This is a genomic window from Carnobacterium sp. FSL W8-0810 (assembly GCF_038007125.1).
Classification (GTDB): domain Bacteria; phylum Bacillota; class Bacilli; order Lactobacillales; family Carnobacteriaceae; genus Carnobacterium_B; species Carnobacterium_B inhibens.
On sequence record NZ_JBBOWO010000001.1, the window covers coordinates 1,660,848 to 1,683,887 of the forward strand.

Sequence of the window (23,040 nt, forward strand, 5' to 3'; positions counted from 1 at the left end):
TTTGGAAAAAAAATGGTGGCATAGTTCAGTAGTTTATCAAATTTATCCAAGAAGTTTTCAAGATAGCAATGGAGATGGAGTAGGCGACATTCAAGGTATAATCCAACGATTGGATTATTTAGCCGATTTAGGTATTGATGCTATATGGTTGAGTCCCGTTTATCAATCGCCAAATGACGATAATGGATACGACATTAGTGATTATCAGGCTATTTCTTCAGAATTGGGAACGATGGACGATATGGAAGAACTGATTAACGAAGCAAATAAATTGAATATCCGTATTGTTATGGACTTAGTGGTCAATCATACATCAGATGAACACGCTTGGTTTATTGAATCATCTAAAAGTAAAGATAATGACTACCGCGATTACTATATTTGGCGCGATGCTCAAAATAATGATGTTCCCAATGAGTTGAAATCTATTTTCAGCGGTTCAGCTTGGGAATTAGACGAGCAAACGAATCAATATTATCTGCATCTTTATAGTAAGAAACAACCAGATTTAAATTGGGAGAACCCAAAAGTCCGTAATGAAATTTGGGAAATGATGAATTTTTGGTTGGATAAGGGTATCGGCGGATTCCGAATGGACGTGATTGACCTAATTGGAAAAGTTCCAGATGAACTGATTACGGGTAACGGTCCTATGCTTCATACTTATCTTCAAGAAATGCATCAGGAAACCTTTGGGAAATTAGATGTTTTGACTGTTGGAGAAACATGGGGAGTAACAACTGAGGATGCTAAATTGTATTCAGCTTCTGAAAGAAATGAGTTGTCAATGGTGTTCCAATTCGAACACATAAGTCTTGATGAACAACCGGGAAAACCAAAATGGGACACTCAACCATTAGATTTCATTAAATTAAAGCAAGTTTTTACCAAATGGCAATTGGCTCTTGATGGAGATGGTTGGAATAGTTTGTTTTGGAACAATCACGATATTCCACGAATCGTATCTAGTTGGGGCAATGATAGCCCTCAATATCGAAGAGTATCTGCAAAAATGTTTGCAACGTTTTTACATTTTCTAAAAGGAACGCCTTATATCTATCAAGGAGAAGAAATTGGGTTAACGAATACACCGATTTCTTCTATAGATGAAGCAAATGATATTGAAAGTCTCAATATGTATAAAGAACGATTGAACGAAGGATACAATAAAAAAGATATTATCCAATCTATTAACAAAAAAGGTCGCGATAATGCGAGACGTCCTATACCATGGGATGATTCTTTGAATGGCGGATTTACCACAGGGACGCCATGGTTGGAGCTCAACCCTAACTATAAAGAATTGAATGTAAAAGAAGATCGACAAAACAAAGAATCTATTTTCAACTATTACAAAGAACTTATTCGTTTAAGAAAAGAACATGACCTTATTGTATGGGGTTCATATAAAGAATTATTGCCGAATGATCCTCAACTTTTCGTTTATGAAAGAAGTTACCAAGATGAAACTTGGCTGATTATTATTAATTTTTATGAGAAAGCAACAATTTATAAGAATCAAGATCAGAAAGTTGATACGATTATTATTAGTAATTATTCGGATAGCGGAAAGAATTTAGAACAGTTAAGTCTAAGACCATTTGAATCAGTGGTGTATAAATTGGACTAAGAACATAAAAGGTGAATGAAAAAAGCGAACGAAAATACTTTTTTATTTATGAAAGTTCCGAACTTAAGATCGTTATGAATATATATACGTATTTTGTTTTTTCGTAAATAAAAAAATGTTCGCTTTTTTGTTTTTTATGTAAAGAATGTAAAGATTATGGTTGACCAAAACAAATAGACTTGTTATAGTAAATGGTGTTGAAAGCATCATCGTAGTAACGATGCTAACAATTTTCCGAAAAATAATTAAATAATTTGTTTGACAGCATATGACAAATTGTGTTAATCTATTAGATGTCGCTAAGGCGATGTGAAAAGTAATAAATTGAATAAATATTCAATTTATTTAAAAAAAAAGCTTGACGAACAAAAAAAACTGTTGTAAGATATAGAAGTTGTCACGAACAGTTGCAACAAGCTTTAGACCTTTGAAAACTAAACAAAGTAAGACGAACCAAATGTGAGGGTGACTCAGCAGTGCTGAGTCAACAGTAACAAATATAGTGAATAATTATTCGCTAGCAATCAATAATGAGCTTCAAGCATCATTTTATATGAGAGTTTGATCCTGGCTCAGGACGAACGCTGGCGGCATGCCTAATACATGCAAGTCGAACGCTTTTGTTTCACCGGGTGCTTGCACCCACCGAGACAAAAGAGTGGCGGACGGGTGAGTAACACGTGGGTAACCTGCCCATAAGAGGGGGATAACATCCGGAAACGGATGCTAATACCGCATATTTCCAATTGTCTCCTGACAGATGGAAAAAAGGTGGCTTCGGCTACCGCTTATGGATGGACCCGCGGCGTATTAGCTAGTTGGTGAGGTAATGGCTCACCAAGGCGATGATACGTAGCCGACCTGAGAGGGTGATCGGCCACACTGGGACTGAGACACGGCCCAGACTCCTACGGGAGGCAGCAGTAGGGAATCTTCCGCAATGGACGAAAGTCTGACGGAGCAATGCCGCGTGAGTGAAGAAGGTTTTCGGATCGTAAAACTCTGTTGTTAGAGAAGAACAAGGATGAGAGTAACTGCTCATCCCCTGACGGTATCTAACCAGAAAGCCACGGCTAACTACGTGCCAGCAGCCGCGGTAATACGTAGGTGGCAAGCGTTGTCCGGATTTATTGGGCGTAAAGCGAGCGCAGGCGGTTCTTTAAGTCTGATGTGAAAGCCCCCGGCTCAACCGGGGAGGGTCATTGGAAACTGGAGAACTTGAGTGCAGAAGAGGAGAGTGGAATTCCACGTGTAGCGGTGAAATGCGTAGATATGTGGAGGAACACCAGTGGCGAAGGCGACTCTCTGGTCTGTAACTGACGCTGAGGCTCGAAAGCGTGGGGAGCAAACAGGATTAGATACCCTGGTAGTCCACGCCGTAAACGATGAGTGCTAAGTGTTGGAGGGTTTCCGCCCTTCAGTGCTGCAGCTAACGCATTAAGCACTCCGCCTGGGGAGTACGACCGCAAGGTTGAAACTCAAAGGAATTGACGGGGACCCGCACAAGCGGTGGAGCATGTGGTTTAATTCGAAGCAACGCGAAGAACCTTACCAGGTCTTGACATCCTTTGACCACTCTAGAGATAGAGCTTTCCCTTCGGGGACAAAGTGACAGGTGGTGCATGGTTGTCGTCAGCTCGTGTCGTGAGATGTTGGGTTAAGTCCCGCAACGAGCGCAACCCCTATTATTAGTTGCCAGCATTCAGTTGGGCACTCTAGTGAGACTGCCGGTGATAAACCGGAGGAAGGTGGGGATGACGTCAAATCATCATGCCCCTTATGACCTGGGCTACACACGTGCTACAATGGATGGTACAACGAGTCGCAAGGTCGCGAGGCCAAGCTAATCTCTTAAAGCCATTCTCAGTTCGGATTGCAGGCTGCAACTCGCCTGCATGAAGCCGGAATCGCTAGTAATCGCGGATCAGCACGCCGCGGTGAATACGTTCCCGGGTCTTGTACACACCGCCCGTCACACCACGAGAGTTTGTAACACCCGAAGTCGGTGAGGTAACCCTTTTGGGAGCCAGCCGCCTAAGGTGGGACAGATAATTGGGGTGAAGTCGTAACAAGGTAGCCGTATCGGAAGGTGCGGCTGGATCACCTCCTTTCTAAGGAATATAACGGAAACCCACACATTCGTACTTACTTTGTTTAGTTTTGAGAGGTCTAATCTTCTCAATAGATAGATGTTGTTCTTTGAAAACTGGATAAAGTTAAAAATTGTAATTCAAGTAAGAAACCAGAAACACACCGAAAAGTTTTAAAAATGAGTTTTTTAAGGTTCTCATCGTAAGATGAGTATTGAACATTAACGATTAACCATAGGTTAAGTTAATAAGGGCGCACGGTGAATGCCTTGGCACTAGGAGCCGATGAAGGACGGGACTAACGCCGATATGCTTTGGGGAGCTGTAAGTAAGCTTTGATCCAAAGATTTCCGAATGGGGGAACCCAGCATCTTTGATAGGATGTTACTGCTAACTGAATACATAGGTTAGTAGAGGTAGACGCAGAGAACTGAAACATCTAAGTACCTGCAGGAAGAGAAAGAAAAATCGATTCCCTGAGTAGCGGCGAGCGAAACGGGAATAGCCCAAACCAGAAAGCTTGCTTTCTGGGGTTGTAGGACTGAACACATAGAGTCATAAATGGATTTGGTAGGAGAAGCGACCTGGAAAGGTCTGCCGAAGAAGGTAAAAGCCCTGTATCCGAAACCACATCCACTCTGATCAGTATCCTGAGTACGGCGGAACACGAGAAATTCCGTCGGAATCCGGGAGGACCATCTCCCAAGGCTAAATACTCCCTAGTGACCGATAGTGAACCAGTACCGTGAGGGAAAGGTGAAAAGAACCTCGGAAGAGGAGTGAAATAGCCCCTGAAACCGTGTGCCTACAAATAGTTAAAGCCCGTTAATGGGTGATAGCGTGCCTTTTGTAGAATGAACCGGCGAGTTACGATCCCATGCGAGGTTAAGTTGATGAGACGGAGCCGTAGCGAAAGCGAGTCTGAATAGGGCGAATGAGTATGTGGTCGTAGACCCGAAACCAAGTGATCTACCCATGTCCAGGTTGAAGGTGCGGTAATACGCACTGGAGGACCGAACCCACGTATGTTGAAAAATGCGGGGATGAGGTGTGGGTAGCGGAGAAATTCCAATCGAACTTGGAGATAGCTGGTTCTCTCCGAAATAGCTTTAGGGCTAGCCTCGGAATTAGAATCATGGAGGTAGAGCAACTGTTTGGACTAGGGGCCCTTCTCGGGTTACCGAATTCAGATAAACTCCGAATGCCATTGATTTATATCCGGGAGTCAGACTGCGAGTGATAAGATCCGTAGTCGAAAGGGAAACAGCCCAGACCACCAGCTAAGGTCCCAAAGTTTATGTTAAGTGGAAAAGGATGTGGAGTTGCTTAGACAACTAGGATGTTGGCTCAGAAGCAGCCATCATTTAAAGAGTGCGTAATAGCTCACTAGTCGAGTGACCCTGCGCCGAAAATTTACCGGGGCTAAACATAACACCGAAGCTGTGGATAGAACCATTGGTTCTATGGTAGGAGAGCGTTCTAAGGGCGTTGAAGCTAGATCGTGAGGACTAGTGGAGCGCTTAGAAGTGAGAATGCCGGTATGAGTAGCGAAAGACGGGTGAGAATCCCGTCCACCGAATGACTAAGGTTTCCTGGGGAAGGCTCGTCCTCCCAGGGTTAGTCGGGACCTAAGTCGAGGCCGAATGGCGTAGACGATGGACAACAGGTTGAGATTCCTGTACCAGTTTGTTTTGTTTGAACAATGGAGGGACACAGTAGGCTAAGGAATACGCGCTGTTGGATATGCGCGTCCAAGCAACAAGTTTTGAAGTGAGTCAAATGCTTGCTTCTTTAAGAACAAGTTGTGATGGGGAGGGAAATTAAGTACCGAAGTTCCCGATGTCACACTGTCAAGAAAAGCTTCTAGTTAGAAACAAACTGCCCGTACCGCAAACCGACACAGGTAGTCGAGGAGAGAATCCTAAGGTGTGCGAGAGAACTCTCGTTAAGGAACTCGGCAAAATGACCCCGTAACTTCGGGAGAAGGGGTGCTGACCAATTGGTCAGCCGCAGTGAATAGGCCCAGGCGACTGTTTATCAAAAACACAGGTCTCTGCAAAATCGTAAGATGACGTATAGGGGCTGACGCCTGCCCGGTGCTGGAAGGTTAAGAGGATGGGTTAGCTCTCGGGCGAAGCTCAGAATTGAAGCCCCAGTAAACGGCGGCCGTAACTATAACGGTCCTAAGGTAGCGAAATTCCTTGTCGGGTAAGTTCCGACCCGCACGAAAGGCGTAACGATCTGGGCACTGTCTCAACGAGAGACTCGGTGAAATTATAGTACCTGTGAAGATGCAGGTTACCCGCGACAGGACGGAAAGACCCCATGGAGCTTTACTGCAGTTTGATATTGAGTGTTTGTACAGCTTGTACAGGATAGGTAGGAGCCATTGAAGCCAGGACGCCAGTCTTGGTGGAGGCGTTGGTGGGATACTACCCTTGCTGTATGACCACTCTAACCCACAGCCCTTATCGGGCTGGGAGACAGTGTCTGACGGGCAGTTTGACTGGGGCGGTCGCCTCCTAAAGTGTAACGGAGGCGCCCAAAGGTTCCCTCAGAATGGTTGGAAATCATTCGCAGAGTGTAAAGGCATAAGGGAGCTTGACTGCGAGACCTACAAGTCGAGCAGGGACGAAAGTCGGGCTTAGTGATCCGGTGGTTCCGCATGGAAGGGCCATCGCTCAACGGATAAAAGCTACCCTGGGGATAACAGGCTTATCTCCCCCAAGAGTCCACATCGACGGGGAGGTTTGGCACCTCGATGTCGGCTCATCGCATCCTGGGGCTGTAGTCGGTCCCAAGGGTTGGGCTGTTCGCCCATTAAAGCGGTACGCGAGCTGGGTTCAGAACGTCGTGAGACAGTTCGGTCCCTATCCGTCGCGGGCGTAGGAAATTTGAGAGGAGCTGTCCTTAGTACGAGAGGACCGGGATGGACACACCTCTGGTGTACCAGTTGTTCTGCCAAGGGCATTGCTGGGTAGCTATGTGTGGACGGGATAAACGCTGAAAGCATCTAAGCGTGAAGCCCCCCTCAAGATGAGATTTCCCATCACGTAAGTGAGTAAGACCCCTGAGAGATGATCAGGTTGATAGGTTGGAAGTGGAAGTCTAGCGATAGATGGAGCGGACCAATACTAATCGGTCGAGGACTTAACCAAAGAATAAACGGTGTACGACGGTTTCTAAACGAAGAACAAACTTTTAACTTATCCAGTTTTGAGAGAACAACGTTCTCTAGATTGAAATTTGTGTGGTGGCGATGGCAAGAAGGTCACACCTGTTCCCATGCCGAACACAGCAGTTAAGCTTCTTAGCGCCGATGGTAGTGAAGGGTTTCCCTTTGTGAGAGTAGGACGCTGCCACGCAGATTCAATTAATTATTCCGCAATAGCTCAGTTGGTAGTAGCGCATGACTGTTAATCATGATGTCGTAGGTTCGAGTCCTACTTGCGGAGTACCATAGTCCATCTATGTAAATAAAAAAACAAACGAGAATATCGTGGTGAACCGAATCTGGAGAGTTGTCCGAGCGGCCGAAGGAGCATGATTGGAAATCATGTAGGCGGTGAACACTGTCTCAAGGGTTCGAATCCCTTACTCTCCGTTTGAACATGAAGGCCCGTTGGTCAAGCGGTTAAGACACCGCCCTTTCACGGCGGTATCACGGGTTCGATTCCCGTACGGGTCATCAGTAACGACGTTACTGATTCATTAACTAGAAGTGACTAAGTAATCCTCAGGAGGTTTAGCTCAGCTGGGAGAGCATCTGCCTTACAAGCAGAGGGTCGGCGGTTCGATCCCGTCAACCTCCATTGTTTCAAAAGGTCTCGTGGTGTAGGGGTTAACATGTCTGCCTGTCACGCAGAAGATCGCGGGTTCGATTCCCGTCGAGACCGTTGGTTTGATAAATAAAATAAAAAAACCATTCTTATAATGGCCTGGTAGCTCAGTTGGTAGAGCACTTGATTGAAGCTCAAGGTGTCGGCAGTTCGATTCTGTCCCAGGCCACCATTAATGGAGGGGTAGCGAAGTGGCTAAACGCGGCGGACTGTAAATCCGCTCCTTCGGGTTCGGCAGTTCGAATCTGCCCCCCTCCACCATTTTTTTAAAAAGAACGACCTTATTATTTAGATAGGGGTATAGTTTAAAGGTAGAACTATGGTCTCCAAAACCATCAGTGTGGGTTCAATTCCTACTACCCCTGCCATTTTTTAAAAAGTGGATAAAACAAGTAATACCATGGCGATTGTGGTGAAGTGGTTAACACACCGGATTGTGGTTCCGGCATGCGTGGGTTCGAACCCCATCAGTCGCCTTTTTTTTTATTGGGCTATAGCCAAGCGGTAAGGCAAGGGACTTTGACTCCCTCATGCGTTGGTTCGAATCCAGCTAGCCCAGTTTAATTGAATCTATACATTCAACTAAAAAGATGGCGGTATAGCCAAGTGGTAAGGCAGAGGTCTGCAAAACCTTCATCACCGGTTCAAATCCGGTTACCGCCTTATGCCTAAAGATGAAAAATAAGCAGTCCATATGCCGGCGTGGCGGAACTGGTAGACGCGCTGGACTCAAAATCCTGTGCCCGCGAGGGCGTGCCGGTTCGATTCCGGCCGCCGGTATACTAAAGAGCTTCAAGAACATTTCGTTCTTGAAGCTCTTTTTTTTGTTTAATCAGCTCAATAAATCTTCATTTAAGTAGAGAAAGTTACTATAAGCTTTCATCAGTTCGCCTATCGTGTGATCAGTACTACATTTCATAGGGTGACTTGTTCATAAAATTTAGTAAATTAATAAAAACTCTAAATTGATTAATTAACAAAAAATCAATTAAGCAATTGTTTGGCTACGCAAAGACCAGCAGCTGATAAGGCACCGTTGATAGTTGAATAGTTTTTTATTTTTACTGGAATTTTTTTTTCGGTTGCCAATAAAGTCACGTTTTTTTCCAAATAATCTTTTATTAACTCTGAGAGTTGTACTTCTTTAAATAGTTCACCATGAATGATCATTTTGTTGGTATCAATCATCATAGATAAATTATTGATTGTAATTGAGAGATATTTAATAGCATTATGCAAGATATTTATTACACCTTCATCACCTAACTTATAAGCTTGTAAAATAGTATCAATAGTTAAGTGAGATCGATTAGATACGAGCTGCCTTAAATAAGTGCTATCAGAGTTATCAAAAAGAATTTGGGATTTTTTAATGATCCATGATTCACTAGCATAAGTTTGTAGACAGCCTCTTTTGCCACATTCGCAAAGTTCACCATCAGGATGAACAACAATATGTCCGACTTCACCTACTAATCGGTTATTGCTACCGTATAGCTTACTTTGGTAAATAGAGGAACAAAACATACCACGTCCTACGTGTAAAAAAGTTAAATTGTCATCCTTATTACTAAGACTAAACAATCGTTCGAATAAAGCCATACATTGGACATTATTTTTAAAATAAACTGGTAGGTCAATAGTAGATAATAACTGAGTTAAATTGAACTTTTTCCAGAATAAGTTATTAGTTAAAATAGTCTGTGTTTCTTCATTAAAATGTCCAGGTACTGCGATACCTATAGCTTGAGGGGAATACTTAGAACTTTGGTCTATAAATAAATGCAATTCTGTAATGAAAAGTGATTCAGTAAGATTAGTTTCTGGTAGTAATGGGTTATGCTGTATAATCTTTTCTTTAAGTAAATTCCCTTTATTATCTATAAGGCAATAACAAAAGAATTTTTCAGATAACTCTACACCAACGTAAAAACTATGATTGGGAGAAATATCCACCAGAATTTTTTTTCTACCTGACTTATTTAGTTCAGTACTTAATTCCCCGGACTCATGGATAAGTTGATCACTGATTAGCTTCCGGGCAATTTCAGTTACCGTTGCGGGAGTAATCCCTGTCTCTTTTGAAATGTCAATTCTTGATATCGGCCCTTTTGTATAAATAGTATCCAAAATTTTAAATTGCAGCTCTAGTTGTCTTTTTGAAATTCCCATAAAATCCTCCTTTGCTTTACAAAGAGTATTATACTACGTTAATTATTATTTATAAATAATAAAACAACAAATTATGTTTGACAAGGCTATTATAATCGATTACTATAAGTTTATTGATAATAATTTATTATCAATTTAATTAATAAACACTGTTTTTGTGTTTCATTATTTATAATATATAATCAATTGATTATAGAAAAGAGAAGGTGAGGTTTATTAAGTAATATAAAATAAATAAATCTAGAATAAAGTGGATAGAGCATTTACAAATTAGGGATGATCTATTTTTAACAATATGATAGCGGTAACAATATTTGAAGACAAATATATAAAAAATGACTATAAAGGTTAGGGAGTTGTATTATGACAAAAAGATTTATTAGTGCAAATAGCTCGGAAATATTAGAAATGACAGCTAGTGAACTCAAACAAAGTATTCGAGCAAGTGAAGGAAGAATTGTTATGTCTGAAAATGTAGTAACAAGAGAACCGTTTATAGAAGACATTACAAATGCTGAAATTGCTAGAGCTTTTGGAGCGGACTTAATTTTATTAAATGGAATAGATGTATTGAATCCTAAAGTTTCAGGGTTAGACGAAAGTGAAGAATCTTTTGTGGATCAACTACATAAATTAGTTGGACGTCCAATTGGAGTGAATCTAGAACCAGTTGATCAAGATGCATCTATGGCAGAAGATCGTTTGACTATTGCACAAGGAAGACAAGCAAATTTAGAGACAATTACTAAAATAGAAGCTTTAGGTCTAGATTTTGTTTGTTTGACAGGAAACCCTGGAACAGGTGTTACGAATGCACAAATTGAAAAAACGATTCGTATTACCAGAGAGAGATTTTCAGGATTGATTATCGCCGGTAAAATGCACGGAGCAGGAGTATCAGAGAGTATTGTTGATTCAGATACGGTTAAATCATTTATTGAGGCTGGAGCAGATATCATTTTGGTTCCTGCAGTTGGAACTGTTCCTGGTTTTGATGAAAAAGACTTAAAGGAAATTGTTCAGTTAGTGCATAATGAAGGAGCACTTGTATTATCTGCTATAGGGACGAGTCAAGAAAGTTCAGATGAAGATACAATCAAACAAATTGCTATAGCAAATAAAATTTGCGGTGTAGACATTCAACATATCGGTGACGCCGGTTATGCTGGGCTTGCGCCAGTTGAAAATATTTTTGCTTTGAGTAAAGCGATACGTGGTATGCGTCACACTGCTTCAATGATGGCAAGATCTATTCAAAGATAGACTCTATAAGTTGCTTTTGAGTAAGTAAATATAAATATGAGTTGAAAGAGGAGGAAAATTGTTTGAATAACATTAATGGGTTTTTAGAAGAAAAATTACTACCTATTGCTTCAAAAGTAGGAAATAACAAATTACTTGTTGCTATCCGTGATGGAATAACATTGTCAATGCCATTGATTATTATTGGTTCTTTATTTATGGTTGTAGCTAGCTTTCCGGTTCCGGGTTGGGAACAATGGCTTGGTGAGATTGGTGTTGCAGACTTTCTTTGGAAAGGTACAGATAGCAGTTTCGGTTTGATCGGGTTAATAGCTAGTTTTGGAATTGCCTACAGTTTGACTAATCAATTTGGAGTGGATGGAGTTCCATCTGGTATTATATCATTATCTTCTTTTATCGTAGTTACTCCATTCGTTTCTTCTGAAGCTGGTGCAGGTATGCCCACAACTTATATGGCAGCAAAAGGGTTATTTATTGCTATTATTATTGGGTTATTGAGCGGGTATATCTATCAATGGTTTATCAACCATAATATTCAGATTAAGTTGCCAGAAACTGTACCACCTGCAGTCGCAAAAAGTTTTAGTGCCATTATACCAGGAGCTTTTATTATTACTTTCTGGTTGATCATTTATGCAGTATTAACTATGTTAAACTTGCCAAATCTTCATGATATTGCCCAAGTTGTCTTAGGGGTGCCATTAGGATTGTTAGGCAATAATGTTTTTGGTACAGTTATTGTAGTTGCTCTAAACAGTTTATTCTGGTTTGTTGGTATTCACGGCGGAAATGTTGTTAACTCTGTGATGCAACCGTTATGGATAGCTAACTTAGATGAAAATCGTGCAGCATATCAAGCTGGTGCGGAATTGCAACATATTTTTACTATCTCTTTTATGGATAATTTTGTCTATATCGGTGGTGGCGGTGCAACGATCGGGTTAGTACTAATATTAGGGTATTTAGCCCGCAAGAAAAAAACAAGTCAACAAACAAAAGTATTAGCTCCAATTACTGTTGTACCAGGTATTTTTAATATTAATGAACCAACTATGTTTGGATTACCAGTAGTATTGAACGTAATGTTACTTGTACCGTTTATTCTTGCACCAATGGTTAATGTGGTCGTTGCATATCTTGCTATGGTGTCTGGGCTTGTTCCGCTGACTCGAACTGTTGCTTCGTGGACGATGCCTCCAATAATTAGTGGTTTCTTAACAACAGGTAGTATGAGTGGTTCAGTCTTGCAAATTTTACTCATAATTATAGATGTCTTGCTTTATCTACCGTTTTTCTTAGCTGTAGAGAAACAATTTAAAGCTGAAGAATTAGGAGAATTACCGGTTCAAAAATAATCACTATAAGAGATAGAAGAGTGTAATAAAAATGCTCAGTATATTTTCAGGCTCAATTTTTGTCTAAGACAGAAATTGAGCCTATTTTTTATAAAACTAAAGATTACCATGTTTTATAAAGTTGTAAATACAAATTTATATTTTGTCTTTACATTTATAATGAAAAGGGTTACAATTTATTTGTATTAAACATACCTAAAGGAGGAGAAAAGAATGGAAGATAATAAGTGGATTGCAATGTTGGGGAATATGGCAAGTAAAATCAACAGTTACAAATACATTATTGCCATTAAGAATGCTTTTACTGCTTTAATACCGATCATTATTACAGGGGCTTTTGCTACACTGTTTTCTAATATGGTATTTGATTCAACAAATGGTCTGGCACAAATAGATGCTTTATCATTTTTGGAACAATTGAAACCTATTTCTCAGTCGATTAATTACGCGACAATGAATATGTTGACCATAAGTGCAGTATTTTTAATTGGTTTAGAAGTTGGGAACCTAAATAAGGAGAGCGGGTACTTTCCTGGATTGCTAGCTGTTATCAGTTACATATCTGTAAATCCTACCACTGTAGAATTATTAGTGGATGATAAAATGCGCGTAGTTGAAAATGTTTTATCACGAAATTATACTGATACCAAAGGATTATTCTTGGGTATGTTTATCGCTATTTTATCTGTTGAATTATTTACTTGGCTAGGCAAACAAGATAAATTAAATATTAAAATGCCTGATAGTGTACCATCTAATGTATCGAGAAGTTTTTCAGCATTGATTCCAACAGTCTTAACGTTTACGATCATTGCAACAGCTGGATTTGCAGTTTACCGTTTGTCTGGTATGTATCTATATGACATTATCTATACAATTGTTCAAGCACCTCTAGAAAATGTTATGCAAGGTTTACCTGGTGTGCTTATTCTAATGTTTGTTGCACAATTCTTCTGGGTGATCGGGATCCATGGAAATCAAATGATCAAACCAATCCGTGAACCATTATTGTTAGCTTCAATAGCAGTAAATACAGATGCATTTAATGCTGGAAAAGAAATACCAAATATCATTAATATGCCTTTCTGGGATATGTACATGAATATTGGTGGTTCGGGTGTAACGATTGGATTGCTATTTGCTATTTTTATCATTGGAAAACGAGACGATATGAAACAAATTGCTAAGTTATCAATGGGACCAAGTATATTCAATATTAACGAACCTGTTATATTCGGAATGCCGATTATGTTAAATCCTATTTTAGCTATTCCATTTATTATCACACCATTAATTACTGGGGTTATTGGTTATGTAGCAACTTATATTGGTTTTGCAGGAAAAGCAGTTGTTATGATACCTTGGACTACTCCGCCGATTATTAGTGCTTATCTAGCAACAGCAGGTAGTTTGGGAGCAGTTGCAACTCAATTGATTTGTATTGTGGTATCAACGCTCATTTATTTACCATTTGTAAAAATCTCTAACAGTCGTCAGTTGGTTGAAGACCCAACTCGAGAAAATGAAACTAAAGAAGTGGATGGCGTTATTGTGCATGATTAAGTTCTATAGGGAAATAATCTAAATATGCATTTGCTAGTTTCAAATTTTTTTTGATACCGATAAGCTGGTTAAAAAATGATCAGTTGAACGATTAAACTTGAAAAATCCCTATAAAAAAAACGGGGTTTTTCAAGTTTTTATTTGAATACAAAGGGTATTAGCAGGTATGTTATACTAAGATATAAAAAATTAATACGATAACTACAATATAGAATAAGAAGAAGCGAGTGAAGGGAAATGGCAAAATACAAACAAGTTGCAGAAGAGCTGCGCAAACAAATCAAACAAGGTGACTACCCTAAAAGCGGTCAATTAGCAAACCAAAATGAATTAGCAATAGCTTTTAATACAAGCCGGGTAACAATAAAGAAAGCTTTAGATTTGTTATCTATTGAAGGTTTGATATTTACAATTCAAGGATCTGGAACGTATGTTAAAAAAAATGTGATGCAACTTTCTAATACAGGAATTAAGATTGGACAAAATATTGGTTTAACACATCAAATAGATGAACAGACATCATTGGTCAATAAAGTGTTAGCTTTCAACGTACGTTTTCCAAATGATGAAGAATGCGAGCAATTGATGATCAAACAAGAAACACCTGTCTATGAAATTAAAAGGTTGAGAATTATCAATAATAAACCGTATTCGATAGAGTATTCGCTACTCCCAGTAAAATTAGTGCCAAATATTACTGCTGATATATTAGAACATTCAGTGTATGATTATATACGTCAAGACTTAGGTCTAGTATTTGGAGGCAATCAACAGTTTATAAAAGCTTCTCCTCCTAATGAAGAAGATAAAAAATATTTAAAATGTAAAGACACTGAACCGGTACTAGTTGTTACAAAAGTGATGTTTTTAGAAAACGGCAGACCGTTTGAATACTCTAAAGTAAAACATCGTTTTGATATGGTTGAAATGTGTTTTAACAATACGCAACAAGATTAAATGGTGTCTTGATTTTACTTGAGTATCTCAAACAAAGCGGTAAATTTAATGAATAAAAAAACAATTATTTTATTTTCGTCCGTTTATTTGACTATTTACCATTAAAAAGAGTTGACAATTTTATTTAAACCATGTAAAGTAATAGGAGTTGTTAGACAGCTTGTTCGAAAAAAGAATGAATAAAAATTCTATTAAAACAATTTTTATAAATTTTTTATTAAAAAGATATTGACAATTTAAAAATAACTTGTTATTATATAGAAGTTGTCACGAACAGGTGCAACAAGCTTTAGACCTTTGAAAACTAAACAAAGTAAGACGAACCAAATGTGAGGGTGACTCAGCAGTGCTGAGTCAACAGTAACAAATATAGTGAATAATTATTCGCTAGCAATCAATAATGAGCTTCAAGCATCATTTTATATGAGAGTTTGATCCTGGCTCAGGACGAACGCTGGCGGCATGCCTAATACATGCAAGTCGAACGCTTTTGTTTCACCGGGTGCTTGCACCCACCGAGACAAAAGAGTGGCGGACGGGTGAGTAACACGTGGGTAACCTGCCCATAAGAGGGGGATAACATCCGGAAACGGATGCTAATACCGCATATTTCCAATTGTCTCCTGACAGATGGAAAAAAGGTGGCTTCGGCTACCGCTTATGGATGGACCCGCGGCGTATTAGCTAGTTGGTGAGGTAATGGCTCACCAAGGCGATGATACGTAGCCGACCTGAGAGGGTGATCGGCCACACTGGGACTGAGACACGGCCCAGACTCCTACGGGAGGCAGCAGTAGGGAATCTTCCGCAATGGACGAAAGTCTGACGGAGCAATGCCGCGTGAGTGAAGAAGGTTTTCGGATCGTAAAACTCTGTTGTTAGAGAAGAACAAGGATGAGAGTAACTGCTCATCCCCTGACGGTATCTAACCAGAAAGCCACGGCTAACTACGTGCCAGCAGCCGCGGTAATACGTAGGTGGCAAGCGTTGTCCGGATTTATTGGGCGTAAAGCGAGCGCAGGCGGTTCTTTAAGTCTGATGTGAAAGCCCCCGGCTCAACCGGGGAGGGTCATTGGAAACTGGAGAACTTGAGTGCAGAAGAGGAGAGTGGAATTCCACGTGTAGCGGTGAAATGCGTAGATATGTGGAGGAACACCAGTGGCGAAGGCGACTCTCTGGTCTGTAACTGACGCTGAGGCTCGAAAGCGTGGGGAGCAAACAGGATTAGATACCCTGGTAGTCCACGCCGTAAACGATGAGTGCTAAGTGTTGGAGGGTTTCCGCCCTTCAGTGCTGCAGCTAACGCATTAAGCACTCCGCCTGGGGAGTACGACCGCAAGGTTGAAACTCAAAGGAATTGACGGGGACCCGCACAAGCGGTGGAGCATGTGGTTTAATTCGAAGCAACGCGAAGAACCTTACCAGGTCTTGACATCCTTTGACCACTCTAGAGATAGAGCTTTCCCTTCGGGGACAAAGTGACAGGTGGTGCATGGTTGTCGTCAGCTCGTGTCGTGAGATGTTGGGTTAAGTCCCGCAACGAGCGCAACCCCTATTATTAGTTGCCAGCATTCAGTTGGGCACTCTAGTGAGACTGCCGGTGATAAACCGGAGGAAGGTGGGGATGACGTCAAATCATCATGCCCCTTATGACCTGGGCTACACACGTGCTACAATGGATGGTACAACGAGTCGCAAGGTCGCGAGGCCAAGCTAATCTCTTAAAGCCATTCTCAGTTCGGATTGCAGGCTGCAACTCGCCTGCATGAAGCCGGAATCGCTAGTAATCGCGGATCAGCACGCCGCGGTGAATACGTTCCCGGGTCTTGTACACACCGCCCGTCACACCACGAGAGTTTGTAACACCCGAAGTCGGTGAGGTAACCCTTTTGGGAGCCAGCCGCCTAAGGTGGGACAGATAATTGGGGTGAAGTCGTAACAAGGTAGCCGTATCGGAAGGTGCGGCTGGATCACCTCCTTTCTAAGGAATATAACGGAAACCCACACATTCGTACTTACTTTGTTTAGTTTTGAGAGGTCTAATCTTCTCAATAGATAGATGTTGTTCTTTGAAAACTGGATAAAGTTAAAAATTGTAATTCAAGTAAGAAACCAGAAACACACCGAAAAGTTTTAAAAATGAGTTTTTTAAGGTTCTCATCGTAAGATGAGTATTGAACATTAACGATTAACCATAGGTTAAGTTAATAAGGGCGCACGGTGAATGCCTTGGCACTAGGAGCCGATGAAGGACGGGACTAACGCCGATATGCTTTGGGGAGCTGTAAGTAAGCTTTGATCCAAAGATTTCCGAATGGGGGAACCCAGCATCTTTGATAGGATGTTACTGCTAACTGAATACATAGGTTAGTAGAGGTAGACGCAGAGAACTGAAACATCTAAGTACCTGCAGGAAGAGAAAGAAAAATCGATTCCCTGAGTAGCGGCGAGCGAAACGGGAATAGCCCAAACCAGAAAGCTTGCTTTCTGGGGTTGTAGGACTGAACACATAGAGTCATAAATGGATTTGGTAGGAGAAGCGACCTGGAAAGGTCTGCCGAAGAAGGTAAAAGCCCTGTATCCGAAACCACATCCACTCTGATCAGTATCCTGAGTACGGCGGAACACGAGAAATTCCGTCGGAATCCGGGAGGACCATCTCCCAAGGCTAAATACTCCCTAGTGACCGATAGTGAACCAGTACCGTGAGGGAAAGGTGAAAAGAACCTCGGAAGAGGAGTGAAATAGCCCCTGAAACCGTGTGCCTACAAATAGTTAAAGCCCGTTAATGGGTGATAGCGTGCCTTTTGTAGAATGAACCGGCGAGTTACGATCCCATGCGAGGTTAAGTTGATGAGACGGAGCCGTAGCGAAAGCGAGTCTGAATAGGGCGAATGAGTATGTGGTCGTAGACCCGAAACCAAGTGATCTACCCATGTCCAGGTTGAAGGTGCGGTAATACGCACTGGAGGACCGAACCCACGTATGTTGAAAAATGCGGGGATGAGGTGTGGGTAGCGGAGAAATTCCAATCGAACTTGGAGATAGCTGGTTCTCTCCGAAATAGCTTTAGGGCTAGCCTCGGAATTAGAATCATGGAGGTAGAGCAACTGTTTGGACTAGGGGCCCTTCTCGGGTTACCGAATTCAGATAAACTCCGAATGCCATTGATTTATATCCGGGAGTCAGACTGCGAGTGATAAGATCCGTAGTCGAAAGGGAAACAGCCCAGACCACCAGCTAAGGTCCCAAAGTTTATGTTAAGTGGAAAAGGATGTGGAGTTGCTTAGACAACTAGGATGTTGGCTCAGAAGCAGCCATCATTTAAAGAGTGCGTAATAGCTCACTAGTCGAGTGACCCTGCGCCGAAAATTTACCGGGGCTAAACATAACACCGAAGCTGTGGATAGAACCATTGGTTCTATGGTAGGAGAGCGTTCTAAGGGCGTTGAAGCTAGATCGTGAGGACTAGTGGAGCGCTTAGAAGTGAGAATGCCGGTATGAGTAGCGAAAGACGGGTGAGAATCCCGTCCACCGAATGACTAAGGTTTCCTGGGGAAGGCTCGTCCTCCCAGGGTTAGTCGGGACCTAAGTCGAGGCCGAATGGCGTAGACGATGGACAACAGGTTGAGATTCCTGTACCAGTTTGTTTTGTTTGAACAATGGAGGGACACAGTAGGCTAAGGAATACGCGCTGTTGGATATGCGCGTCCAAGCAACAAGTTTTGAAGTGAGTCAAATGCTTGCTTCTTTAAGAACAAGTTGTGATGGGGAGGGAAATTAAGTACCGAAGTTCCCGATGTCACACTGTCAAGAAAAGCTTCTAGTTAGAAACAAACTGCCCGTACCGCAAACCGACACAGGTAGTCGAGGAGAGAATCCTAAGGTGTGCGAGAGAACTCTCGTTAAGGAACTCGGCAAAATGACCCCGTAACTTCGGGAGAAGGGGTGCTGACCAATTGGTCAGCCGCAGTGAATAGGCCCAGGCGACTGTTTATCAAAAACACAGGTCTCTGCAAAATCGTAAGATGACGTATAGGGGCTGACGCCTGCCCGGTGCTGGAAGGTTAAGAGGATGGGTTAGCTCTCGGGCGAAGCTCAGAATTGAAGCCCCAGTAAACGGCGGCCGTAACTATAACGGTCCTAAGGTAGCGAAATTCCTTGTCGGGTAAGTTCCGACCCGCACGAAAGGCGTAACGATCTGGGCACTGTCTCAACGAGAGACTCGGTGAAATTATAGTACCTGTGAAGATGCAGGTTACCCGCGACAGGACGGAAAGACCCCATGGAGCTTTACTGCAGTTTGATATTGAGTGTTTGTACAGCTTGTACAGGATAGGTAGGAGCCATTGAAGCCAGGACGCCAGTCTTGGTGGAGGCGTTGGTGGGATACTACCCTTGCTGTATGACCACTCTAACCCACAGCCCTTATCGGGCTGGGAGACAGTGTCTGACGGGCAGTTTGACTGGGGCGGTCGCCTCCTAAAGTGTAACGGAGGCGCCCAAAGGTTCCCTCAGAATGGTTGGAAATCATTCGCAGAGTGTAAAGGCATAAGGGAGCTTGACTGCGAGACCTACAAGTCGAGCAGGGACGAAAGTCGGGCTTAGTGATCCGGTGGTTCCGCATGGAAGGGCCATCGCTCAACGGATAAAAGCTACCCTGGGGATAACAGGCTTATCTCCCCCAAGAGTCCACATCGACGGGGAGGTTTGGCACCTCGATGTCGGCTCATCGCATCCTGGGGCTGTAGTCGGTCCCAAGGGTTGGGCTGTTCGCCCATTAAAGCGGTACGCGAGCTGGGTTCAGAACGTCGTGAGACAGTTCGGTCCCTATCCGTCGCGGGCGTAGGAAATTTGAGAGGAGCTGTCCTTAGTACGAGAGGACCGGGATGGACACACCTCTGGTGTACCAGTTGTTCTGCCAAGGGCATTGCTGGGTAGCTATGTGTGGACGGGATAAACGCTGAAAGCATCTAAGCGTGAAGCCCCCCTCAAGATGAGATTTCCCATCACGTAAGTGAGTAAGACCCCTGAGAGATGATCAGGTTGATAGGTTGGAAGTGGAAGTCTAGCGATAGATGGAGCGGACCAATACTAATCGGTCGAGGACTTAACCAAAGAATAAACGGTGTACGACGGTTTCTAAACGAAGAACAAACTTTTAACTTATCCAGTTTTGAGAGAACAACGTTCTCTAGATTGAAATTTGTGTGGTGGCGATGGCAAGAAGGTCACACCTGTTCCCATGCCGAACACAGCAGTTAAGCTTCTTAGCGCCGATGGTAGTGAAGGGTTTCCCTTTGTGAGAGTAGGACGCTGCCACGCAGATTCAATTAATTATTCCGCAATAGCTCAGTTGGTAGTAGCGCATGACTGTTAATCATGATGTCGTAGGTTCGAGTCCTACTTGCGGAGTACCATAGTCCATCTATGTAAATAAAAAAACAAACGAGAATATCGTGGTGAACCGAATCTGGAGAGTTGTCCGAGCGGCCGAAGGAGCATGATTGGAAATCATGTAGGCGGTGAACACTGTCTCAAGGGTTCGAATCCCTTACTCTCCGTTTGAACATGAAGGCCCGTTGGTCAAGCGGTTAAGACACCGCCCTTTCACGGCGGTATCACGGGTTCGATTCCCGTACGGGTCATCAGTAACGACGTTACTGATTCATTAACTAGAAGTGACTAAGTAATCCTCAGGAGGTTTAGCTCAGCTGGGAGAGCATCTGCCTTACAAGCAGAGGGTCGGCGGTTCGATCCCGTCAACCTCCATTGTTTCAAAAGGTCTCGTGGTGTAGGGGTTAACATGTCTGCCTGTCACGCAGAAGATCGCGGGTTCGATTCCCGTCGAGACCGTTGGTTTGATAAATAAAATAAAAAAACCATTCTTATAATGGCCTGGTAGCTCAGTTGGTAGAGCACTTGATTGAAGCTCAAGGTGTCGGCAGTTCGATTCTGTCCCAGGCCACCATTAATGGAGGGGTAGCGAAGTGGCTAAACGCGGCGGACTGTAAATCCGCTCCTTCGGGTTCGGCAGTTCGAATCTGCCCCCCTCCACCATTTTTTTAAAAAGAACAACCTTATTATTTAGATAGGGGTATAGTTTAAAGGTAGAACTATGGTCTCCAAAACCATCAGTGTGGGTTCAATTCCTACTACCCCTGCCATTTTTTAAGAAGTGGATAAAACAAGTAATACCATGGCGATTGTGGTGAAGTGGTTAACACACCGGATTGTGGTTCCGGCATGCGTGGGTTCGAACCCCATCAGTCGCCTTTTTTTTTATTGGGCTATAGCCAAGCGGTAAGGCAAGGGACTTTGACTCCCTCATGCGTTGGTTCGAATCCAGCTAGCCCAGTTTAATTGAATCTATACATTCAACTAAAAAGATGGCGGTATAGCCAAGTGGTAAGGCAGAGGTCTGCAAAACCTTCATCACCGGTTCAAATCCGGTTACCGCCTTATGCCTAAAGATGAAAAATAAGCAGTCCATATGCCGGCGTGGCGGAACTGGTAGACGCGCTGGACTCAAAATCCTGTGCCCGCGAGGGCGTGCCGGTTCGATTCCGGCCGCCGGTATACTAAAGAAATCAACGTATATAAAACGTTGGTTTCTTTTTTTGTCTAAAAATAAAGTATCCCTACAGGGATTCATTCATTATAGTAAGACGATCTGTTATGATAAAGGTGTAAAAAAGAGTTTTACGATTCATTGTGAGCGTTCTTTATTAAGATTCAAGAGGTAACCATTTTTATTAGCTGCTACACTTTTAGTCAAATGGGGACTTTGAGAAAAAATAACAGGTAGGCCAAGAATTGAATCGTTAAGTTTGTTTTGCTTTCTTAATTATTCTTCGCTATACTTTTTACTAGAAGAGTATCTTGAGAGGAGTTAGTAAATTGACACAAACGATACAAGAATCAATGAATCATCTGGAACACTTAAAAATAAAATACACTGACTATTTAAAACATCCGTTAAACTTAAATATAAAAAGAGGAATACCTAGTAAAGAACAATTACAGTTGTCTGAACCAATGCTAAATGTATTATCTTCTCCAACTGATTTTTTAAGCCAAGGTACAATAGATATTCGCAATTATGGAGAATTAACCGGCATATATGAAGCTAAAGAGTTATTTTCAGAATTATTAGAAACTGAACGAGATGAGATCTTGATTGGTGGGAATTCCAGTTTAAACTTGATGTACTTAGTCATTACATCAAACTTATTTACAGAAATAAAAAATCAAACCAATAAAAAACCGGTTAAATTTTTATGTCCAAGTCCAGGTTACGATCGTCATTTTGCCATGACTGAAAAATTAGGAATAGAAATGATTCCCATTGGATTAAACAATGACGGACCTGATATGGATGAAGTTAAAAAGCTTGTGGCGAACGATCCTGCTATAAAAGGTATCTGGTGTGTTCCTACGTACAGCAATCCAACTGGGGTAACCTATTCAGATGAAGTAGTCGATCAATTGGCTAGTATGGAAACAAAAGCAGATGATTTTATGATTCTATGGGATAATGCTTATCTTGTTCATCATTTGACGAATGAAAAGAAAGCCGTTAAAAATATATTAACAGCTTGTAAAGCAGCAGGAAATCCAGAGCGTTCTTGGATGTTTTGTTCAACCTCAAAAGTTACTTTTCCTGGAGCAGGTGTAGCGGCTTTAGGAGCAAGCAAAAAGAATATTGATTTCATTGCAAAAGAACTTTCGTATCAAACGATAGGATTCGATAAAATCAATCAGATGCGGCACGTAAAATTTTTAAAAGATAAAAATCATATTTCTCAACATATGGATAAGCACGCTGCTATTTTAAAACCCAAATTTGATTTGATCAATCAAAAATTAATGCATTACTTTACTGGTAAAGATTGTGTCGAATGGACAGAACCAAAAGGTGGCTATTTTGTTCATTTAACTACACAACCAGGTTGCGCAACAGAGATTGTTGGAGCACTTGCTAAAATAGGAGTAGCCGTTACTGATGCGGGAGCCACCTATCCATACGGTAAAAATCCTTCTGACAACAGTATTCGTTTAGCTCCGACACCGGTATCGTTAGAAGACTTAGATGCAGCCATGGATGCGATTTGTTTGTGTATTGAATACATTACGTTAAAAAAACAACTATCTTTATAAATAGAGAAAAT

Annotated in this window: 7 protein-coding genes, 24 tRNA genes and 6 rRNA genes; 36 read left to right on the forward strand and 1 reads right to left on the reverse strand. The window is 41.9% G+C overall.

What is annotated here, in order from left to right; translation table 11 throughout:
* Position 1: 1 nt before the first annotated feature.
* The 16 genes from NST49_RS07965 (at position 2) to NST49_RS08040 (ending at position 8,339) form a co-directional block, all read left to right on the forward strand.
* Positions 2–1,630 (forward strand): glycoside hydrolase family 13 protein, encoded by a 1,629-nt coding sequence (locus NST49_RS07965; RefSeq protein WP_341047973.1) that lies wholly within the window; start codon positions 2–4, stop codon positions 1,628–1,630.
* A 549-nt stretch (positions 1,631–2,179) separates the two neighbouring features.
* Positions 2,180–3,741, forward strand: a 16S ribosomal RNA gene (locus tag NST49_RS07970).
* A gap of 216 nt (positions 3,742–3,957) precedes the next feature.
* Positions 3,958–6,878, forward strand: a 23S ribosomal RNA gene (locus tag NST49_RS07975).
* Between the two features lie 91 nt (positions 6,879–6,969).
* A 5S ribosomal RNA gene (gene rrf / locus NST49_RS07980) occupies positions 6,970–7,085 on the forward strand.
* The 16S, 23S and 5S rRNA genes sit together here with 12 tRNA genes alongside, the layout of an rRNA operon.
* A 16-nt stretch (positions 7,086–7,101) precedes the next feature.
* Positions 7,102–7,175 (forward strand) — tRNA-Asn (locus NST49_RS07985).
* 60 nt (positions 7,176–7,235) lie between these two features.
* Positions 7,236–7,324 (forward strand) — tRNA-Ser (locus NST49_RS07990).
* A 12-nt stretch (positions 7,325–7,336) separates the two neighbouring features.
* Positions 7,337–7,408, forward strand: a tRNA-Glu gene (locus tag NST49_RS07995).
* Between the two features lie 51 nt (positions 7,409–7,459).
* Positions 7,460–7,532: transfer RNA gene (locus NST49_RS08000), tRNA-Val, on the forward strand.
* Between the two features lie 11 nt (positions 7,533–7,543).
* A tRNA-Asp gene (locus NST49_RS08005) sits at positions 7,544–7,616 on the forward strand.
* 39 nt (positions 7,617–7,655) lie between these two features.
* A tRNA-Phe gene (locus NST49_RS08010) sits at positions 7,656–7,731 on the forward strand.
* A 5-nt stretch (positions 7,732–7,736) separates the two neighbouring features.
* Positions 7,737–7,820, forward strand: a tRNA-Tyr gene (locus NST49_RS08015).
* Between the two features lie 33 nt (positions 7,821–7,853).
* Positions 7,854–7,927, forward strand: a tRNA-Trp gene (locus tag NST49_RS08020).
* Positions 7,928–7,962: 35 nt separating this feature from the next.
* Positions 7,963–8,035 (forward strand) — tRNA-His (locus NST49_RS08025).
* A gap of 11 nt (positions 8,036–8,046) precedes the next feature.
* Positions 8,047–8,118 (forward strand) — tRNA-Gln (locus tag NST49_RS08030).
* 33 nt (positions 8,119–8,151) lie between these two features.
* A tRNA-Cys gene (locus NST49_RS08035) sits at positions 8,152–8,222 on the forward strand.
* Positions 8,223–8,255: 33 nt separating this feature from the next.
* Positions 8,256–8,339: transfer RNA gene (locus NST49_RS08040), tRNA-Leu, on the forward strand.
* A gap of 204 nt (positions 8,340–8,543) precedes the next feature.
* Here the strand turns inward: NST49_RS08040 and NST49_RS08045 are convergent.
* Positions 8,544–9,731 carry an ROK family transcriptional regulator gene (locus NST49_RS08045; RefSeq protein ID WP_341047976.1) on the reverse strand — a complete coding sequence of 396 codons (1,188 nt, stop codon included), beginning with the start codon at positions 9,729–9,731 and terminating at the stop codon, positions 8,544–8,546.
* Positions 9,732–10,094: 363 nt separating this feature from the next.
* Here NST49_RS08045 and NST49_RS08050 point away from each other — a divergent pair, with 363 nt between their 5' ends.
* The 20 genes from NST49_RS08050 to NST49_RS08145 all read left to right on the forward strand — a co-directional run bounded on the left by NST49_RS08050 (position 10,095) and on the right by NST49_RS08145 (position 23,029).
* Positions 10,095–10,994, forward strand: a complete 900-nt coding sequence (locus tag NST49_RS08050; protein ID WP_034536829.1) for a DUF7916 family protein — start codon at positions 10,095–10,097, stop codon at positions 10,992–10,994.
* Positions 10,995–11,056: 62 nt separating this feature from the next.
* On the forward strand, positions 11,057–12,349 hold the full coding sequence (locus tag NST49_RS08055) for a PTS sugar transporter subunit IIC (protein ID WP_445662724.1): 1,293 nt from the start codon (positions 11,057–11,059) through the stop codon (positions 12,347–12,349).
* A gap of 213 nt (positions 12,350–12,562) precedes the next feature.
* Complete coding sequence (locus NST49_RS08060) at positions 12,563–13,912, forward strand: PTS sugar transporter subunit IIC (RefSeq protein ID WP_251166443.1); 1,350 nt, start codon at positions 12,563–12,565, stop codon at positions 13,910–13,912.
* A 237-nt stretch (positions 13,913–14,149) separates the two neighbouring features.
* Positions 14,150–14,869 (forward strand): GntR family transcriptional regulator, encoded by a 720-nt coding sequence (locus NST49_RS08065; RefSeq protein ID WP_034536825.1) that lies wholly within the window; start codon positions 14,150–14,152, stop codon positions 14,867–14,869.
* A gap of 419 nt (positions 14,870–15,288) precedes the next feature.
* Positions 15,289–16,850, forward strand: a 16S ribosomal RNA gene (locus NST49_RS08070).
* A gap of 216 nt (positions 16,851–17,066) precedes the next feature.
* Positions 17,067–19,987, forward strand: a 23S ribosomal RNA gene (locus NST49_RS08075).
* 91 nt (positions 19,988–20,078) lie between these two features.
* Positions 20,079–20,194, forward strand: a 5S ribosomal RNA gene (gene rrf / locus NST49_RS08080).
* A 16-nt stretch (positions 20,195–20,210) separates the two neighbouring features.
* Positions 20,211–20,284: transfer RNA gene (locus tag NST49_RS08085), tRNA-Asn, on the forward strand.
* A gap of 60 nt (positions 20,285–20,344) precedes the next feature.
* Positions 20,345–20,433 (forward strand) — tRNA-Ser (locus tag NST49_RS08090).
* Between the two features lie 12 nt (positions 20,434–20,445).
* Positions 20,446–20,517, forward strand: a tRNA-Glu gene (locus NST49_RS08095).
* A 51-nt stretch (positions 20,518–20,568) separates the two neighbouring features.
* Positions 20,569–20,641: transfer RNA gene (locus NST49_RS08100), tRNA-Val, on the forward strand.
* An 11-nt stretch (positions 20,642–20,652) separates the two neighbouring features.
* Positions 20,653–20,725 (forward strand) — tRNA-Asp (locus NST49_RS08105).
* A gap of 39 nt (positions 20,726–20,764) precedes the next feature.
* Positions 20,765–20,840, forward strand: a tRNA-Phe gene (locus tag NST49_RS08110).
* Positions 20,841–20,845: 5 nt separating this feature from the next.
* Positions 20,846–20,929, forward strand: a tRNA-Tyr gene (locus NST49_RS08115).
* Between the two features lie 33 nt (positions 20,930–20,962).
* A tRNA-Trp gene (locus NST49_RS08120) sits at positions 20,963–21,036 on the forward strand.
* 35 nt (positions 21,037–21,071) lie between these two features.
* Positions 21,072–21,144 (forward strand) — tRNA-His (locus tag NST49_RS08125).
* Between the two features lie 11 nt (positions 21,145–21,155).
* Positions 21,156–21,227 (forward strand) — tRNA-Gln (locus NST49_RS08130).
* Between the two features lie 33 nt (positions 21,228–21,260).
* Positions 21,261–21,331 (forward strand) — tRNA-Cys (locus NST49_RS08135).
* 33 nt (positions 21,332–21,364) lie between these two features.
* Positions 21,365–21,448 (forward strand) — tRNA-Leu (locus NST49_RS08140).
* Positions 21,449–21,769: 321 nt separating this feature from the next.
* Positions 21,770–23,029: an aminotransferase class I/II-fold pyridoxal phosphate-dependent enzyme gene (locus NST49_RS08145; protein WP_341047980.1), complete on the forward strand. Its 1,260-nt coding sequence runs from the start codon at positions 21,770–21,772 to the stop codon at positions 23,027–23,029.
* Positions 23,030–23,040: the final 11 nt, after the last annotated feature.

Excerpts from the sequence above, each read along its gene's own strand:
- NST49_RS08045 (WP_341047976.1), bottom strand. The coding sequence starts at position 9,731 with ATGGGAATTTCAAAAAGACAACTAGAGCTGCAATTTAAAATTTTGGAT.
- NST49_RS08050 (WP_034536829.1), top strand. The coding sequence starts at position 10,095 with ATGACAAAAAGATTTATTAGTGCAAATAGCTCGGAAATATTAGAAATG.
- NST49_RS08060 (WP_251166443.1), top strand. The coding sequence starts at position 12,563 with ATGGAAGATAATAAGTGGATTGCAATGTTGGGGAATATGGCAAGTAAA.
- NST49_RS08065 (WP_034536825.1), top strand. The coding sequence starts at position 14,150 with ATGGCAAAATACAAACAAGTTGCAGAAGAGCTGCGCAAACAAATCAAA.